The organism is Streptomyces sp. NPDC006208 (genome assembly GCF_040613775.1).
Lineage (GTDB): Bacteria > Actinomycetota > Actinomycetes > Streptomycetales > Streptomycetaceae > Streptomyces.
Genome location: NZ_JBEXSW010000023.1, coordinates 40,824 through 58,047 on the forward strand (window position 1 = coordinate 40,824; position 17,224 = coordinate 58,047).

At 71.0% G+C, this 17,224-nt stretch carries 13 protein-coding genes; 9 read left to right on the forward strand and 4 right to left on the reverse strand.

What is annotated here, in order from left to right; genetic code table 11:
* Nucleotides 1-53: 53 nt before the first annotated feature.
* From ABZ208_RS20115 to ABZ208_RS20125, 3 genes are all read right to left on the reverse strand, one after another.
* Entirely contained in the window at nt 54-1,658 is a 1,605-nt protein-coding gene (locus ABZ208_RS20115) for a cation acetate symporter (protein ID WP_356910815.1), read from the reverse strand.
* Nucleotides 1,655-2,209: a DUF485 domain-containing protein gene (locus ABZ208_RS20120; RefSeq protein ID WP_356910816.1), complete on the reverse strand. Its 555-nt coding sequence runs from the start codon at nt 2,207-2,209 to the stop codon at nt 1,655-1,657. Before ABZ208_RS20120 ends, ABZ208_RS20115 begins: the two co-directional genes overlap by 4 nt.
* Nucleotides 2,210-2,372: 163 nt before the next feature.
* Nucleotides 2,373-3,935 (reverse strand): MFS transporter, encoded by a 1,563-nt coding sequence (locus ABZ208_RS20125; protein ID WP_356910817.1) that lies wholly within the window; start codon nt 3,933-3,935, stop codon nt 2,373-2,375.
* A 351-nt stretch (nt 3,936-4,286) separates the two neighbouring features.
* On the opposite strand from ABZ208_RS20125, the gene ABZ208_RS20130 reads away from it, so the two are divergent.
* The 6 genes from ABZ208_RS20130 (at nt 4,287) to ABZ208_RS20155 (ending at nt 13,186) form a co-directional block, all read left to right on the forward strand.
* Nucleotides 4,287-5,075, forward strand: coding sequence for an ABC transporter ATP-binding protein (locus ABZ208_RS20130; protein WP_356910818.1), 789 nt, complete (start codon nt 4,287-4,289; stop codon nt 5,073-5,075).
* Nucleotides 5,072-7,648: an FtsX-like permease family protein gene (locus ABZ208_RS20135; RefSeq protein ID WP_356910819.1), complete on the forward strand. Its 2,577-nt coding sequence runs from the start codon at nt 5,072-5,074 to the stop codon at nt 7,646-7,648. Before ABZ208_RS20130 ends, ABZ208_RS20135 begins: the two co-directional genes overlap by 4 nt.
* Nucleotides 7,649-7,997: 349 nt before the next feature.
* Nucleotides 7,998-11,528 carry a transcription-repair coupling factor gene (mfd, locus tag ABZ208_RS20140; RefSeq protein WP_356910820.1) on the forward strand — a complete coding sequence of 1,177 codons (3,531 nt, stop codon included), beginning with the start codon at nt 7,998-8,000 and terminating at the stop codon, nt 11,526-11,528.
* Nucleotides 11,529-11,531: 3 nt separating this feature from the next.
* Nucleotides 11,532-12,200 (forward strand): C39 family peptidase, encoded by a 669-nt coding sequence (locus ABZ208_RS20145; RefSeq protein WP_356910821.1) that lies wholly within the window; start codon nt 11,532-11,534, stop codon nt 12,198-12,200.
* Nucleotides 12,201-12,268: 68 nt separating this feature from the next.
* On the forward strand, nt 12,269-12,706 hold the full coding sequence (yidD, locus tag ABZ208_RS20150; RefSeq protein ID WP_356910822.1) for a membrane protein insertion efficiency factor YidD: 438 nt from the start codon (nt 12,269-12,271) through the stop codon (nt 12,704-12,706).
* Nucleotides 12,707-13,006: 300 nt separating this feature from the next.
* A complete protein-coding gene (locus ABZ208_RS20155) occupies nt 13,007-13,186 on the forward strand; it encodes a hypothetical protein (RefSeq protein WP_356910823.1) in 180 nt (59 codons plus the stop codon).
* Between the two features lie 96 nt (nt 13,187-13,282).
* On the opposite strand, the gene ABZ208_RS20160 is transcribed toward ABZ208_RS20155, so the two are convergent.
* On the reverse strand, nt 13,283-13,840 hold the full coding sequence (locus tag ABZ208_RS20160) for a TetR/AcrR family transcriptional regulator (protein WP_356910824.1): 558 nt from the start codon (nt 13,838-13,840) through the stop codon (nt 13,283-13,285).
* A gap of 96 nt (nt 13,841-13,936) precedes the next feature.
* On the opposite strand from ABZ208_RS20160, the gene ABZ208_RS20165 reads away from it, so the two are divergent.
* From ABZ208_RS20165 to ABZ208_RS20175, 3 genes are all read left to right on the forward strand, one after another.
* Nucleotides 13,937-14,803, forward strand: coding sequence for a hypothetical protein (locus ABZ208_RS20165; RefSeq protein WP_356910825.1), 867 nt, complete (start codon nt 13,937-13,939; stop codon nt 14,801-14,803).
* A gap of 453 nt (nt 14,804-15,256) precedes the next feature.
* Nucleotides 15,257-16,387: an acyltransferase gene (locus tag ABZ208_RS20170; RefSeq protein WP_356910826.1), complete on the forward strand. Its 1,131-nt coding sequence runs from the start codon at nt 15,257-15,259 to the stop codon at nt 16,385-16,387.
* A 153-nt stretch (nt 16,388-16,540) separates the two neighbouring features.
* Complete coding sequence (locus ABZ208_RS20175; RefSeq protein ID WP_356910889.1) at nt 16,541-17,215, forward strand: HNH endonuclease family protein; 675 nt, start codon at nt 16,541-16,543, stop codon at nt 17,213-17,215.
* Nucleotides 17,216-17,224: the final 9 nt, after the last annotated feature.

The following is a 17,224-nucleotide window of genomic DNA, read 5'->3' on the forward strand; positions in this document are numbered from 1 at the left end:
GGTGCCCGGCCTGCACGCGCAGGCCGGGCACCCCGGTCGTTGTACGGGATCCGTCAGGACTCGCGTGACGACGCGCCCGTGAGGATCGTCGTCTCGAACGGCTCGTACTGCTGCTCCTGCACCGCGGCCTCGCGCGGGGAGCGGATCGTGGCGATCCACCCCGCCAGGAAGCCCAGCGGGACCGACAGGAGACCCGACGTGGTGAACGGGAACCAGTTGAAGTCCTGAGCGGGGAACATGGCCTGCGGGGTGCCCGAGACGAGGTTGCTGCCGGTCATCAGGATGAGCGCGGAGCCGGCGCCCACGATCAGGGTGGCCAGCAGACCCCGGCGGGTGTAGCGGCGCCAGAACAGGCTGTAGACGAGCGCGGGGGCGACCGCCGACGCGCCGATGCAGAACGACAGGGTGACCATCGCCTGGAGGGGCAGCTCCCGGGCCGCTGCCGCGAGGAAGAGTGCGACCAGGCCGACGCCCGCCGCGGCGCTCCGGGCGATGGCCATCTCCTTGAACGGCGACAGGTTGGACCTGCGCAGCCCGTGGGCGATGAAGTCGTGCGCCAGGGTGTTGGCGCAGGCCAGGGTGATTCCGGCGACCGAGGCGAGCAGGGTGAGGAAGATCGCCGTGGCCACCGCCGTGAACAGCAGGGTCTCGAAGGTGGTCGGGTCCGCGCCCATGACGGCCTGGCTGACCATCAGGAACGCGGTCTTGCCCTGCGGGTCGCCGGCGACGAGCACCTTGTGCCCGACGATCGCCGCGGCGCCGAAGCCGATCACGGCGAGCAGGACGCAGGTGACGACGACGGTCGACACGGCCCAGGACATCGATCGCCGTACGGCGGCCGCGCTGCGGGCGGTGAACATGCGCATGGTGATGTGCGGCAGGACCGCCGCACCGAGCACGACGGTGAGCTGGGCCGTGATCATGTCGATCTCGCTGCCGCCGAACTGCATGCCGGAGGTGAGGTACAGGTCCCCGAGGCCGCTGCCGGCCTTGGCCGCGTCCAGGAGGTCGGGCACGCTGAAGTCGAAGCGGTTCAGGATGAGCGCCGCGATGGCGGTGGACGCACCGAGCAGGACGACGGTCTTGACGATCTGGATGAAGGCGGTGCCCTTCATGCCGCCGATGGCCGCGTAGGCGATCATCAACAGGCCCAGGAACACGATGGCACCCGTCTTGAAGCCCTCGGCATGGAAGCCGAGGACGACAGCCAGAAGATCGCCGGCGCCCGCGAGCTGGAAGACCACCAGCGGCAGCAGGGCGAGCAGGGTGACAGCGGCCGTGGTCATTCGCACGGCCGGGCCGGGGGTGCGGCGGGTGAAGACGTCACCCATCGTGAACCGGCCCGCGTTCCGCAGCGGTTCGGCGAGCAGGAACATCATCAGGACCAGCGAGAGCACGGTGCTCAGGGCGAGCGTGAGCCCGTCGTAGCCGATCAGCGCGATGACGCCGATGGTGGCGAGCACGGTGCTCGCGGAGATGTAGTCGCCGGCGATGGCGAGGCCGCTCTGCATCGGGGACAGCGAGCGGTAGCCGGTGTAGAACTCGCCCAGGTCGTCGCGGTCGGGGCCGGTCATCACGCACAGCAGCAGCGTGACGGTGATGACGGTGATGAACGCGACCAGGGACATGGTCTGGGCTTCGGAGCTGAAGCTGATCATGCGTGCGCACCTCCCGCGCCGCGCTGCCAGCCGGCCTGCGCGGTACGGCTCGGGCGCTCCTGCAGGGGTGCGGCCGTCTGGGCCGCGTGCTCGGCGTGTTCACGGATCGTCGCGGCGAGCGGGTCGACGCGGCGGCGTGCGATGCGCTCGTAGGCCGCGATCGCCGCCAGTGTGACGGGCAGCGTGAGGAGCCCGAGCAGCACGCCGGTGGTGAGGCCGCCGGAGACCTCGCCGGTCATCATCCCGGGGGCGTAACCGGACAGGAAGAGGAACGAGACGAAGTAACCGAGCGCGGTGAAGGTCGAGACGCGCCGCAGCTTCTGGTAGCCCCTGCGGAGCTGATGCATGTCGTCGCGGGAGCTGTACGGATCGCCGTAGTGATGGACGGGCTCCGGCTCCGCCTGCGGGGCGGTGTCCCAGGTCTCGTCCCATGCCTGCGGGGTGCCCCAGCTCTGGTCCCAGGCCTGCGGGGCGGTGCCCCCGTACTGGGGGGCCGCGCTCCAGGGCTGCTGCGAGGGCGGTGGGTCCGGGAAGCGGTGGTGGTACGACATGTGTCTTGCTCCTTGCCGCCCTCGGGGGCGGGCGGGTGGCGCTGGTGGTCCGCGTACGTTACTCATCGGTACCGCGCCCACGTAAGGGGTTCGCCGACTGGACGGTATGTCGTTTCGGTGACGATCCCGTGTGTACGCGCGCATCGGCCCGCGGGAGCTCCGGTCAGGCGTCCGGCTTGTCGGTGATGACAGGGAATCTCCGAGGCGCCACCAGGATCAGCGCCAGCAGCGCGAGACCGGCCGCACCCGCCGCCCCCATGTACACCCGGTCCACCGCCGTCGCCACGGCGTGCCGCAGTTGCTCCGCGGGCGCCGGACCGGCGCCGGCCAGGGCGTGGGAGACCGAGTCCAGATCCCCGCCGCCGAGGCGGGCCGCGATCACCGCGTTGGCGAGCGCGCCGAACAGCGCAGCGCCCATGGTCTGGCCGACCTGCCGGCAGAACAGGACCGAGGCGGTGGTCGTGCCGCGCTCCGACCAGCCCACCGTGGACTGGACGCCGACGATCAGCGGCAGCTGGAACAGCCCGAGCGCTCCGCCGAGCAGCAGCATGATCAGGGCCGGCTGCCAGGGCTCGGCGGGATAGGGCAGCAGCGGGAAGGCCGCGAGGATCAGCCCGGCCAGCGAGATGCCGATGATGGCGGTCCGCCGGAAGCCGATGCGGGTGTAGACGCGGCTGGACAGGGCGGCGCTGACCGGCCAGCTGAGCGTCATGATCGACAGGACGAAGCCGGCGGCGATCGGACCGAGGCCGAGCACGGACTGGGCGTAGGTCGGCAGGAAGACCGTCGGGGCGACCATCAGCAGGCCCAGGGCCCCGAGCGCGAGGTTGACGGCCGCGATGGTGCGGCGGCGCCACACCCAGCCGGGGATGACCGGCTCCGCGGCGCGCCGTTCCACGGCGACGGTCACCGCGATCAGCACGGCGCTGCCGCCGAACATCGCGAGCGAGGGCGCCGACAGCCAGGGCCAGGCGACGCCGCCCTGGACCAGCGCCGTCAGCAACAGGGTGCCGGTCGCGAACACCAGCAGCGCGCCCGCCCAGTCGATACGGGGGCGGACGGCCGGTGCAGCCCGGGCCGGTTCGACGAGATGGCGGACCACCAGCCACAGGGCGACCGCGCCGACCGGCAGGTTGATCAGGAAGATCCAGCGCCAGTCGGCGTACGCGGCGAGCAGCCCGCCGATCGCGGGACCGGCGACCGCCGACGTCGCCCACACCGTGGACAGTCTGGCCTGGATCCTGGGTCGTTCCTCGAGGGGATAGAGATCGGCGGCGATGGTCTGCACGGTGCCCTGGAGTGCGCCGCCGCCGAGTCCTTGCACCACACGGAAGGCGATGAGCGAGGTCATGCTCCAGGCGGCGGCGCACAGCAGCGAGCCGATCAGGAAGAGCACGATGCCGGCGACCAGGACCGGCTTGCGGCCGAAGGTGTCGGAGAGCTTGCCGTACACCGGCAGGGTGACGGTGGCGGCGAGCAGATAGCCGGAGAAGAGCCACGAGAAGACGGCGAAGCCCCCGAGGTCGCCGACGATCTGCGGCACAGCCGTGGACACGACGGTCCCGTCGAGCGCGGCGAGCGCCATCCCGAGCATCAGCGCGGCCACGACGGCGCCACGCCGCCGGCCGTCGGGAGCGGCCCGGGCGTCGTCAAGACCGGTGGTCCCGGCGGCCGCACGGCCGCCGGGGCTCTCCTCCGTGGTGCCCACGCCGGGTCCTTTCGTCATGCATCTATTTCCCGGGACACCTTCTCACTTGAGCCTCACGCAGGGGGAGGGTGCAGTCTCGAGCCATGCCCCTCCACCCGGAGGTGGAGGACCCCTAAGGGCTACTCCTTACTTATGGCCAGGGGTTGTTCGTTCCCCGGGACGACGAGCAGGCAGGGGGCGATTCCTTAACTTGGTCTTACGGCCGCAGCTGAGGCCGGCACCAGGCGGGGGTGGGGAAAACCCCCGGCTCAAGACTGCGCTGTGCACCAGCGCGCCGGAGAGCCGTCGCCGCAAGACTCAAGGCATACGAGGCAGTGACGCTCATCCGCTTCCAGAGCCTCGTCCACTTCCAGAACTAGGAGATCTACGGTGACTACGGCTGTAACCACCCCCGCACGAGGGGAAACCGGAGGGCGGTCGGCCGTCGCCGCACGGGGGCGGCAGGTCGTCAAGGCGTACGGCGCCGGTGAGACCCGCGTCGTCGCGCTCGACCACGTCGATGTGGACATCGCCCGCGGGCAGTTCACGGCCATCATGGGGCCGTCCGGCTCCGGCAAGTCGACGCTGATGCACTGCCTGGCCGGGCTCGACACCGTCACCTCCGGGCAGATCCACATCGACGAGACCGAGATCACCGGTCTCAAGGACAAGAAGCTCACCCAACTGCGCCGGGACCGCATCGGCTTCATCTTCCAGGCGTTCAACCTGCTGCCGACGCTCAACGCCCTGGAGAACATCACGCTTCCCATGGACATCGCCGGCCGTAAGCCGGACGCCGCCTGGCTGAACCGGGTCGTCGAGACCGTGGGTCTGGCGGACCGGCTGGGGCACCGGCCCACCCAGCTCTCGGGCGGTCAGCAGCAGCGTGTCGCGGTCGCCCGGGCGCTCGCCGCCCGGCCCGAGATCATCTTCGGTGACGAGCCGACCGGAAATCTGGACTCGCGTGCCGGCGCGGAGGTGTTGGGCTTCCTGCGGCGCTCCGTCGACGAGCTGGGCCAGACCATCGTGATGGTCACCCACGACCCCGTCGCCGCCTCCTACGCGGACCGCGTCCTGTACCTGGCCGACGGCCGGATCGTCGACGAGATGCACCGGCCCACCGCCGAGGCCGTCCTCGACCGCATGAAGGACTTCGACGCCCGGGGGCGGACGTCGTGACCGTGCTCAAGACCTCCCTGCGCAACTTCTTCGCGCACAAGGGCCGGATGGCCCTCTCGGCGGTGGCGGTGCTGCTGTCCGTGGCCTTCGTCTCCGGCACGCTGGTGTTCACCGACACCATGAACACCACCTTCGACAAGCTCTTCGCCGCGACCGCCTCCGACGTCACCGTCAGCGCCAAGGGCTCGGGCGACGACGACAACCCGGCGACCGGCAAGCCCGCCACACTGCCCGCCTCGCTCGTCCAGCAGGTGGAGAAGGCCGAGGGAGTGAAGTCCGCAGAGGGCGCGGTCGTCTCCATGAGCGTGACGGTCGTCAACTCCGAGAACAAGAACATGGGTTCCACGGGCGGCGCACCCACGATCGCCGGCGCCTGGACGCAGAACGACCTCAAGGCGATGGAGATCACCTCCGGCCACGGCCCGCGCGGTCCCACCGAGGTGATGGTCGACGCCGACACCGCGGACAAGCACGGCCTGAAGCTCGGCGACGAACTGCGCACCATCACCGTCACCGGTGACTTCACCGCGAAGATCTCCGGCATCGCCTCCTTCAAGGTCACCAACCCGGGCGCGGCCGTCGTCTACTTCGACACCGCTACCGCCCAGCGTGAACTGCTGGGCAAGGAGGGCCTGTTCACCCACATCGCGGTCACCGCCGCGCCGGGCGTCAGCGACGATGTGCTCAAGCGGAACGTGGACGCGGCGCTGGAGGCCCCGTACAAACTGCAGACCGCGAAGGAAGCCGCGGACGCGGGCCGTGAGGAAGTCGGATCCTTCCTCAAGGTGATGAAGTACGCGATGCTCGGCTTCGCCGGAATCGCCCTCCTCGTCGGCATCTTCCTGATCGTCAACACCTTCTCGATGCTGGTCGCCCAGCGCACCCGCGAGATCGGCCTGATGCGGGCGATCGGCTCCAGCCGCGGCCAGGTCAACCGTTCTGTGCTCGTCGAGGCGCTGCTGCTCGGATTCGTCGGCTCCGTCGCGGGCGTCGCCGCCGGCGTCGGCCTCGCCGTCGGTCTGATGAAGCTGATGTCGGCGACGGGCATGAACCTCTCCACCGCCGACCTGACCGTGAAGTGGACGACCCCTCTCGTCGGCATGACGCTCGGCGTCGTCGTCACCGTCTTCGCCGCGTACATCCCGGCCCGCCGGGCCGGCAAGGTCTCCCCGATGGCCGCCCTGCGCGACGCCGGAACTCCGGCGGACGGCAAGGCCGGCCGGGTCCGCGCCCTGATCGGCCTTCTCCTCACCGGCGGCGGCGCCGCGGCACTGATGGTCGCCACGCAGGCCGACAAGGCGCGCGAGGGCTCGATGTTCCTCGGCCTCGGCGTGGTCCTGACCCTCATCGGTTTCGTGGTCGTCGGCCCGCTGCTGGCGGGCGTCGTGGTCAGGGTGATCAGCGCGCTGGTGCTGCGGATGTTCGGCCCGGTCGGCCGCATGGCCGAGCGCAACGCACTGCGCAACCCACGCCGTACGGGAGCGACCGGCGCCGCCCTGATGATCGGCCTCGCCCTGGTGGCGTGCCTGTCGGTGGTCGGCTCGTCCATGGTCGCCTCGGCGACCGAGCAGCTCGACAAGTCGGTCGGCGCCGACTTCATCATGCAGTCCGCCGGCAACGACGGCCGGGCCATCGTCCCGCAGGCCCAGCGGGCCCTGGAGCGGACACCGGGCATCGAGTACGTCACCGAGTACAAGGGCATGCCGGCGAAGATCACCGCGCCGGACGGCAAGGCGGAGGACGAGCAACTGGTCGCCGCCGACCCGACGTACGCGCAGGACCTCCGTCGCGAGACCGTCGCCGGCGAGCTCTCGGCCGCCTACGGGAAGAACGCGATGTCCGTCGGTGACGCCTACGCCGAGCGCCATGGCGTCAAGGTCGGCGACACGATCAAGGTCGCGTTCAAGAACGGCGGGACGGCCGGTCTGAAGGTCGCGGCGATCACCTCCGACGACACGAGCGTCGACAAGGGCGCGATGTACATGAACATCACGACCGCCGCGCAGTATGTGCCCGCCGACAAGATGCCGAAGAACATGATCATGTTCGCGAAGGCGGAGGACGGCAAGGAGAAGGAGGCGTACGCCGCCCTCAAGAAGTCGCTGGCCAAGTACCCGCAGTACAAGGTGCAGAACCAGACCGACTTCAAGGCGGACCTGAAGAAGCAGGTCGGCCAGCTGCTGAACATCGTCTACGGCCTGCTGGCACTCGCCATCATCGTCGCCGTGCTGGGTGTGGTGAACACCCTCGCCCTGTCGGTGGTCGAGCGGACCCGGGAGATCGGTCTGATGCGGGCGATCGGCCTCTCGCGCCGCCAGCTGCGCCGCATGATCCGCCTGGAGTCCGTCGTCATCGCCCTGTTCGGCGCGCTGCTCGGCCTCGGCCTGGGCATGGGCTGGGGCACGGCGGCCCAGAAGCTGCTGGCGCTCGAGGGCCTGGGCGTCCTGGAGATCCCGTGGCCGACGATCACGACGGTCTTCGTGGCCTCGGCGTTCGTGGGTCTGTTCGCCGCGCTGGTGCCGGCGTTCCGGGCAGGACGGATGAACGTGCTGAACGCGATCGCCTCGGAGTAGCGGCGACAGCGGACGCGGCGGCCGACGACGGCGGTACGGGGGTCCGTCGCGGTGACGGGAGTCCCGTCGCGGTACAGGGGGGGCGGCCCCGGGTGTTCTGGCGAACACCCGGGGCCGTCGTGCGTGATCCGCGGCGGGCCGGCCACGGCACGATCGCCGCGGATCACGGATCGCGCACCAGGGCCGGTCCGCCCCGGGTCGCACACCGGTGCCGTCCCTCGCGGCACCCCCGCCACCCGATTGCGGACGCGGCCGTCACACCACCGACGTACGCTGGAGACCCCCGGCCCGTTCGACGTGTCGGGTCGTTCGCGTTGCCCACCCCCCAGTCCTCGGATGGAAGCCCTTCATGAGCCTGCACGGTCTGCTCGATGCCGTCGTACGTGACCCGGCGCTCGCCGAAGCGGTCAAGGCGGCCGCCGACGGCCGCCGGATGCACGTCGACCTGGTGGGCCCGCCCGCCGCGCGGCCCTTCGCGGTCGCCGCGCTCGCCCGCGAGGCCCGGCGGACCGTGCTGGCCGTCACCGCGACCGGCCGGGAGGCCGAGGACCTGGCCGCCGCGCTGCGCTCCCTGCTGCCGGGCGAGGGCGTCGTCGACTACCCCGCGTGGGAGACCCTGCCGCACGAGCGGCTCTCGCCCCGCTCCGACACGGTCGGCCGCCGGCTCGCCGTGCTGCGCCGCCTCGCGCACCCGTCGGCGGACGATCCGGCCGCAGGTCCCGTCAGCGTCGTCGTCGCACCCGTACGGTCGGTGCTGCAGCCGCAGGTCAAGGGGCTCGGCGACCTGGAGCCCGTGTCGCTGCGCACCGGGCAGCAGGCCGATCTGAACGAGGTCGTCGACGGTCTCGCGGCCGCCGCGTACGCGCGGGTGGAGCTGGTCGAGAGGCGCGGCGAGTTCGCGGTGCGCGGCGGCATCCTGGACGTCTTCCCGCCCACCGAGGAGCACCCCCTGCGGGTGGAGTTCTGGGGCGACGACGTCGAGGAGATCCGCTACTTCAAGGTCGCCGACCAGCGCTCGCTGGAGGTCGCCGAGCACGGGCTGTGGGCGCCGCCCTGCCGTGAGCTGCTGCTCACCGAGGACGTGCGCCGACGGGCCGCGGCGCTGGCGGAAGAGCACCCGGAGCTCGGTGAACTGCTCGGCAAGATCGCCGAGGGCATCGCGGTGGAGGGCATGGAGTCCCTCGCCCCGGTCCTCGTCGACGACATGGAACTGCTGCTGGACGTGCTCCCCAAGGGCTCCATGGCCGTGGTCTGCGACCCGGAGCGGGTCCGTACCCGGGCCGCCGACCTGGTGGCGACTTCGCAGGAGTTCCTCCAGGCGTCGTGGGCGGCGACCGCGGGCGGAGGAGAGGCGCCGATCGATCTGGACGCGGCCTCGCTGTGGGGGATCGCGGACGTGCGGGACCGGGCGCGCGAGCTCGGCATGATGTGGTGGTCCGTATCCCCGTTCGCGGCGGATGTCGACCTCGACGAGGACACGCTCAAGCTGGGCATGCACGCCCCCGAGACCTACCGCGGCGACACCGCCCGTGCGCTCGCCGACACCAAGGGCTGGCTGGCGGACGGCTGGCGCACGGTGTTCGTCACCGAGGCGCACGGCCCCGCTGCCCGCACGGTCGAGGTGCTCGGCGGCGAGGGCATCGCGGCCCGGCTCGACGCCGACCTCACCGACGTCTCCCCGTCGCTCGTCCATGTCGCCACCGGCTCCATCGACTACGGCTTCATCGATCCGGCGCTCAAACTGGCCGTGCTCACCGAGACCGATCTGACCGGCCAGAAGGCGGCCGGCAAAGACGGCCAGCGGATGCCCACCCGGCGCCGCAAGACAATCGACCCGCTCACCCTCGAGGTCGGCGACTACATCGTGCACGAGCAGCACGGCGTGGGCCGTTACCTGGAGATGGTGCAGCGCACCGTGCAGGGCGCGACGCGCGAGTACCTGCTGGTGGAGTACGCCCCGGCCAAGCGCGGCCAGCCCGGCGACCGGCTCTACATCCCCACCGACCAGCTGGAGCAGGTCACCAAGTACGTGGGCGGCGAGGCGCCGACGCTGCACCGGCTCGGCGGCGCGGACTGGACGAAGACGAAGGCGCGCGCGAAGAAGGCCGTGAAGGAGATCGCCGCCGACCTGATCAAGCTCTACTCCGCGCGGATGGCGGCGCCCGGGCATGCGTTCGCCCCGGACACGCCGTGGCAGCGCGAGCTGGAGGACGCGTTCCCGTACGTCGAGACGCCCGACCAGCTCTCCACGATCGCCGAGGTCAAGGAGGACATGGAGAAGACGGTCCCGATGGACCGGCTGATCTGCGGCGACGTCGGCTACGGCAAGACGGAGATCGCCGTGCGCGCGGCCTTCAAGGCGGTACAGGACGGCAAGCAGGTCGCGGTCCTCGTCCCGACCACGCTCCTGGTGCAGCAGCACTTCGGCACGTTCTCCGAGCGGTACTCCCAGTTCCCGGTGAATGTACGGGCGTTGTCCCGCTTCCAGTCGGATGCGGAGGCGAAGGCGACACTGGAGGGCCTGCGGGACGGCGCCGTCGACATCGTCATCGGCACCCACCGTCTCTTCTCCTCGGAGACGAAGTTCAAGGACCTGGGCCTGGTCATCGTCGACGAGGAGCAGCGCTTCGGCGTCGAGCACAAGGAGCAGCTGAAGAAGCTGCGGGCCAACGTGGACGTGCTGACGATGTCGGCCACCCCCATCCCCCGCACGCTGGAGATGGCGGTCACCGGCATTCGCGAGATGTCCACGATCACCACCCCGCCGGAGGAGCGGCACCCGGTTCTCACCTTCGTCGGCCCGTACGAGGAGAAGCAGCTCGGCGCGGCCGTCCGGCGTGAACTGCTGCGTGAGGGCCAGGTCTTCTACATCCACAACCGTGTGGAGTCGATCGACCGGGCCGCGGCCCGACTGCGCGACATCGTGCCCGAGGCCCGCATCGCGACCGCCCACGGCCAGATGCCCGAGTCGGCCCTGGAGCAGGTGGTCGTGGACTTCTGGGAGAAGAAGTTCGACGTGCTCGTCTCGACGACCATCGTCGAGTCCGGCATCGACATCTCCAACGCGAACACCCTGATCGTCGAGCGCGGCGACAACTTCGGCCTCTCGCAACTGCACCAGCTGCGCGGCCGTGTGGGCCGTGGCCGCGAGCGGGGCTACGCCTACTTCCTCTATCCGCCGGAGAAGCCGCTCACCGAGACCGCGCACGAACGTCTCGCCACGATCGCCCAGCACACCGAGATGGGTGCGGGCATGTATGTCGCGATGAAGGACCTGGAGATCCGCGGCGCGGGAAACCTCCTGGGCGGCGAGCAGTCCGGCCATATCGCGGGCGTCGGCTTCGATCTGTACATCCGCATGGTGGGCGAGGCGGTCGCCGACTACCGTGCCGCCGTCGAGGGCGGTGTCGAGGAGGAGCCCCCGCTCGAGGTCAAGATCGAGGTCCCGGTCGACGCGCATGTCCCCCACGACTACGCCCCGGGCGAGCGGCTGCGTCTGCAGGCGTACCGCGCCATCGCCTCGGCCAACTCGGAGGAGGACATCAAGGCGGTCCGCGAGGAGTTGACCGACCGCTACGGCAAGCTTCCCGAGCCGGTCGAGAACCTCCTCCTCGTCGCCGGCCTGCGCATGCTGGCCCGCGCCTGCGGCGTCGGCGAGATCGTGCTCCAGGGCTCCAACATCCGCTTCGCCCCGGTCGAGTTGCGCGAATCGCAGGAGCTGCGTCTGAAGCGCCTGTACCCGCGTACGGTCATCAAGCCGGCGATCCACCAGATCCTGGTCCCGCGCCCGACGACGGGCAAGATCGGCGGCAAGCCGGTGGTGGGGCGGGAACTGCTGGCGTGGACGGGTGAGTTCCTGACGACGATCCTGGGTTCGTAGCGGGTGCGCGGCAGCAACGGCCTCGGGGCGCGCCCTGCGGACGGGAGCGCCACGGTCATCCACACCGTTCCGTACTACGCCCAGTGGGCCTCGCCCGATCTGGTGCCCGCGATCATCGGTGGCACGATGCGGGCCGCCGACGACCCGTTGTGGGCCGAGTACGGGGCGAAGAGCCCGCAGGAGTACGAGTGGTGGTCCTGGCGGCTGTGCGGGATGGCCTGCCTGCGTATGGCACTCGGCTTCTGGCGGCACCCCGTACCGGCGCCCATGGCCCTGGCGGCGGAGTGCCTCGAGGCCGGGGCGTACGTGAAGCGTGCCGATGGCCTGGACGGGCTGATCTACGGGCCGTTCGCGTCCTACGCCGAGCGCAGATGGGGGCTGCATGCCCGGTCGCGCCCGCAGCTGCCCGGTGGCGAGATCCCCGAACTCGTCGCCTCAGGCAGACTGTTGCTGCTCTCGGTGCACCCGTCCATCCGTGAGCCGGCGGCCCCTTCTCCGCCGCACCGGGGCGGTCATCTGGTCCTGGCCGTCGGGACGACCGAGGACCATGTGGTGATCCACAACCCGTCCGGCTTCCCGGGCCACTCCCAGGAATTCGCCCGTATCCCCTGGAAGGTGCTGGACCGGTACTACGCCGGCCGTGGCGTGGAGCTGGGGCCTGGGCGGGCGTAAGGCTGTCGCCGTCCGCCTGGTTCCTGCATCGCAGGTGAGCGTGCGTACGATCGGCGGGGGAGGGTGTCGTGTCGAAGCCGCAGCGGACCAACAGGTCCGGACAGCAGAAGAAGCACAACAGCGAGGAAGAGGGGTGCTGCGCGGGGGCGCTCGACACCTGGGTCGGGTACAGCCGTTGCTGTCCTGCCATGTGGCTGACGGTTCTGCTTCTCGCAGTCTGCCGCCCTTCGGCAGGGGCAGCCCGGTCCGGTGAGGACCCCGCGGCTCCACGGCCGGCCGGCCGTGCGGCCGCCGGGATGTATGCGGCCGTGCGCCACTACCGCACCGTGATCAGCCCCGCCCGGCCTGCGTGCTGCACGTACACGCCGACCTGTTCCACCTACGCCGTGCAGGCTCTGCACCGGCACGGCGCGCTTCGTGGCGGACGCCTGATCCTGGCCCGGCTGCTGCGCTGCCGTCCGCAGGCCGCCCGGCGGCGCGGCTTCCGGGACCCTGTGCCGGACTGAAGAGCTACCCACCGACTCCGACGGAGCCGCGAACCACCGAGCCTCGCCCTGTACGGATCACGGCGAGAGCCGATGGCCTCCATGCGTGTTCGGCTTGGTTGCGGCAGCGATGACGCAGTGATCTCGCTGCGAGCCTCTCGCTGCTTGCCTGATCCGAACGGGTCTCGTCGCCCGGGGCGACAGGCGCCGTCACGCCTCGCGCGGGCCCGAAAGTGGTTGCCCGCGGCGGCTGGGAGCCAGAAGACTCGCCGACGACCGCCTGCGCCATCGCAGGGAATGCGACGAAGGAGCACAACACCCATGCACAAGAAGCTCGTTGGCGTGATCGTCGGGGTGCTGGCCGCCCTGGCCTTCGGTACCGGTCTCGCCCACCCCGGTGGTACCGACCTCGCGTTCGGTACCGGGCTCGACCACCCGGGCGGCGCCGACTGGGCCGCGGGCAGCGGTCCGAGCGTCCAGGTCGCGCTCGCCGGGCGCTGACCGGAGCCGGTCGGCCGTCCGGAAGTCCCGGTCGGCCGGTCCGGCGTGGTCCCGCCCCCTGTCCCGTCGCCCGCCGTGGTCAATGGCCCGGCGTGCTCACTGCGCCGGGCCGAACATCATGTGCGTGAGCTCCCGGAACGTCTCCGCCGGATCGCGGCCGTCCAGCGGGCGGTCCAGGTTGCGGGTCAGCAGCAGCGTCGCGAAGCCGTGAGCGGCCGACCAGGCCGCGATTCCCATCAGCGTGGGGTCCGCGGCAGGACTCCGTTCCACCACGCCCGACCGCAGTTCGGCGTCGGCGCGGGCTTTCGCCGCCAGCAGGTCGGGGTCGTCGGGGCGGAGCAGTTCCGGCTGGAACATGACCTGGAAGTGCGCGGGGTGCCCGACCGCGAAACGCACGTAGTGCACCCCTCGCTCCCGCAGGTCGGGTGCCGCGGCGAGGGAGGTTGCCAGCAGGTCGAAGCCCTCGGCCGCGATGGCCGTGAGCAGGCCCGCCCGGTCCTTGAAGTGATGGGCCGGGGCCGCGTGCGAGACACCCGCGCGGCGGGCGAGGTCGCGCAGGCTCAGGGCGGAGGGGCCCTCCGCGGCGATGACGTCGAGGGCGGCGCTCAGCACGGCGCGGCGCAGATCGCCGTGATGGTAGGTCGGTCGGCTCATGGGATCAGGCTACGCGGAATCTAGGCATTGACAAGTTCCTCCGGCTCGCGCAATCTGGTCGGTGTCTAGATAGTCCATGCGGATCGAGGAGGGGTCATGCCGGAGGACCTGGGACACGTACGGCAGATGTGGCATCTGCTGGAGCCCCTGCACGCGGTGCTGTACTACGCGCCGGAAGCGTTCGAGGAGGCCGCGGCGCTCGGCTACCGGACCGACGAGCGCTGGCCCAGCTACTTCGCCTGGCGCGCAGCCCCGCTCGGGCCGGCCACCGCGGGCCAGGTGACCTCGGCGTTCTACAGCTTCAGCCCCGAGATGGTGGCGCGGTACGTGCCCGACGCCTGGCGCGCCGCCACGCCCGACGCCGTGCTCGCCGCCAGGCTGCGGGCGGTCGACCGGACCTACCGTGCCGTCCTCGGGGACGCGGCCGACTCCGCGGAGCTCGCCGAGGCGGCGGTCCTGACCCGGCGTGCGGCCGAGGCCGCGGAGCCGGCGGGGCGGCCGCTCGCCGCGGGCAATGCCGCGCTGCCCTGGCCCGACGCACCGCACCTGGTGCTCTGGCAGGCCGCGACGATCCTGCGCGAGCACCGCGGGGACGGCCATCTCGCCGCGCTGCTGACCGCCGGTCTCGACCCCGTCGAAGCGCTCGTCTCGTTCGCGGGCGTCGGGGCGGCTCCGGTGAAGGTCTTCGAGAGCCGCGGCTGGAGCGCGGCGCAGTGGGACGCTGCGCGCACCCGGCTCGTCGGGCGGGGACTGCTGGACGAGCACGGTGTGGCCACCGCGGCAGGGCGCGAGCTGCGCTCCGGCGTCGAGCGGCGTACGGACGAGCTGGCCGCCGCGCCCTGGGCCGCGCTCGGCGCCGAGGGCGGGGCGCGGCTGGCGGAACTGCTCGGCACGTACTGGGTCGCGATGCTCGGTACCGGCCTGCTGCCCGGCGAGAACACCCTTGGTATCGGCAAGGTGTGACCGGTATCGGCGCAGTGCGGCGAGCGGGCGGTGACGGGCGGCCACAACGGAACACCGCCCCCGGTGGCCGGCTCGGCTCCGGTGGGCGGTGCGTGTGCGTGTGCGTACTTGTGTCTGGTTCCTAGAACCTTTCGGCGCTCCCCATGCAGTAGTCCTTCCGAAGGGAACAGGTTCCCTTTCGACCGTACCCGCACTCGGAAGGTTTCGCGCGTCGAGGCCGACGGCCTGGGCGCGGCGGCCGTCGGCGGCCACGGCCGACCCGCCCGGGAACGTCCGGATGAGCACTGGATGAACACTGCGGGAAGGCCGCTTTTCCGGGGCCTTCGGCCGCCGCGGCCATGTTTACAGTGCACGGACGTGGGCCGACCGGGAGATGAGTCGATGAGCAGTGGTGCAGGTGTTCAGGCACCGGAGGCGGACGCCGCACCCAATCGGACACAGGAAGCACAGCCGGTGGTACACAGCGTGATCCCGGCGCCCCGGGCGGCCGAGCGGGCGGTCGCGACGCCCCGGGCCCACGACCGGATGCGCGCTCTCGACGGTCTGCGCATCCTCGCGGCGCTGAGCGTGTGTCTCTACCACTACGCCGGCCGGTCGTCGACGGGCGAGTTCTGGGGCGGCTCCCCGAAGGAGCTCTTCCCCGGGCTGTCCTCCGCGGCCGCCTACGGATGCCTCGGCGTACAGCTCTTCTTCGTCATTAGCGGCTTCGTCATATGCATGAGCAGCTGGGGCAAGTCGCTGGGACACTTCTTCCGCTCACGCGTCTCGCGGCTCTACCCCGCCTACTGGGTCGCCATCCTGCTGACCACGGCCGCCTGTGTCGTGCTGCCGTCCGTCAGCGAGCCCCTGCGGCTCAACGAGATCCTGGTCAACTTCACCATGCTGCAGCAGCCGATGGGCGTCGACCGCGTCCTCGGCGTGTGCTGGACGCTCTGGGTGGAGGCCCGGTTCTATCTGCTCTTCGCGCTGTTCGTGGTGTGGAAGGGCGTGACCTACCGGCGGGTGGTCGTCTTCTGCTGTCTGTGGACCGTGGCCGGGGTCCTGGCCCGCGTGGCGGACAACCCGCTCGCCGACGAGATCGTCATGCGCGACCACGCCCCGTTCTTCATCGGCGGCCTCGCGCTCTACCTCATCCACCGGCACGGCAGCGACCTGCTGCTGTGGGGCATCGTCGGAGTCAGCTGGGCGCTGGGCCAGCGCTACTCCACCAGCGCGTTGTGGCACCCCGACTCCGCCCATGTCTACATCGAGCGCAGCCCGTACGTGATCCTGGCCGTCGTGACCTTCGCGTTCGGCTCGGTCGCGGCCGTGGCCCTCGGCGGGCTGCGGTGGGCCAACTGGCGCTGGCTGACGGTCGCCGGGGCGCTCACGTACCCCTTCTATCTGGTGCACGAGCATCTGGGCTGGTTCGCCATCTCCGTGCTGCACCGCAAGTTCCACCTCGGCCACTGGCCGACGCTGGCGGCCACCGTCTGCGGGATGCTCCTGCTCGCCTGGCTGATCCACCGGCTCGTGGAGAAGCCGCTCGGGCCGTGGATGCGGCGGTCGATGGAGACCCAGGCCGCGCGGCTGAAGTCGTCCTAGAGCCGGAGCCGGTCACCCTCTTCCCGGCACCTCCCCCAGCGCCGGTAGGGTGCGCGCGTGAACAGGCTCCGGGATCGGATATCGCGCGCGGGTACGGCGGGTTGTGCCGTTCTCCTCGGCGCGGCGGCGCTGACAGGCTGTACGGGGAGCGGGCTGAACGGCGAACCACGGCAGACGGCCCTTCCGAGCGGCGGCCTGAGCGTCAGTCCGCTGGCCAATCGGGACGGTACGCGGCCGGGTCTCGCGCCCGTCGACTCCGAGGGCGACAAGGCGGCGGCCCGCGACCTGATCGCCGCGCTGGCCACGAAGGGGCGTGGCCCCAGGACCGGTTACGCCCGGGACGAGTTCGGCTACGCCTGGATGGACACGGCGGACGGTGTACCGCTGGCCCGCAACGGCTGCGACACCCGGAACGATCTCATCCGCCGGGACGGTCAGAAGCTGCGCTTCCGTGACGGTTCCGACTGTGTGGTCGTCGCCATGATGCTGAACGATCCGTACACCGGCCGGACCATCGAGTGGCGCAAGCAGCGGGCCGCCGAGGTGCAGATAGACCATGTCGTCCCGCTGTCGTACAGCTGGCAGATGGGCGCGGCCCGCTGGGACCAGGCCAAGCGGCGCCGACTGGCCAACGACCCCCTGAATCTGCTGCCCGTCGAAGGCCGGGCCAACAGCGCCAAGAGCGACTCGGGACCCGCCTCCTGGCTGCCGCCCAGCCGGCCGGTCCGCTGCTCGTACGCGGTCCGGTTCGCGCAGGTGGCGGTCAAGTACGAGCTGCCGGTGACCGCCGCGGACAAGCGGACGATGCTCGCCCAGTGCGGCGGCTGACACTTCTTT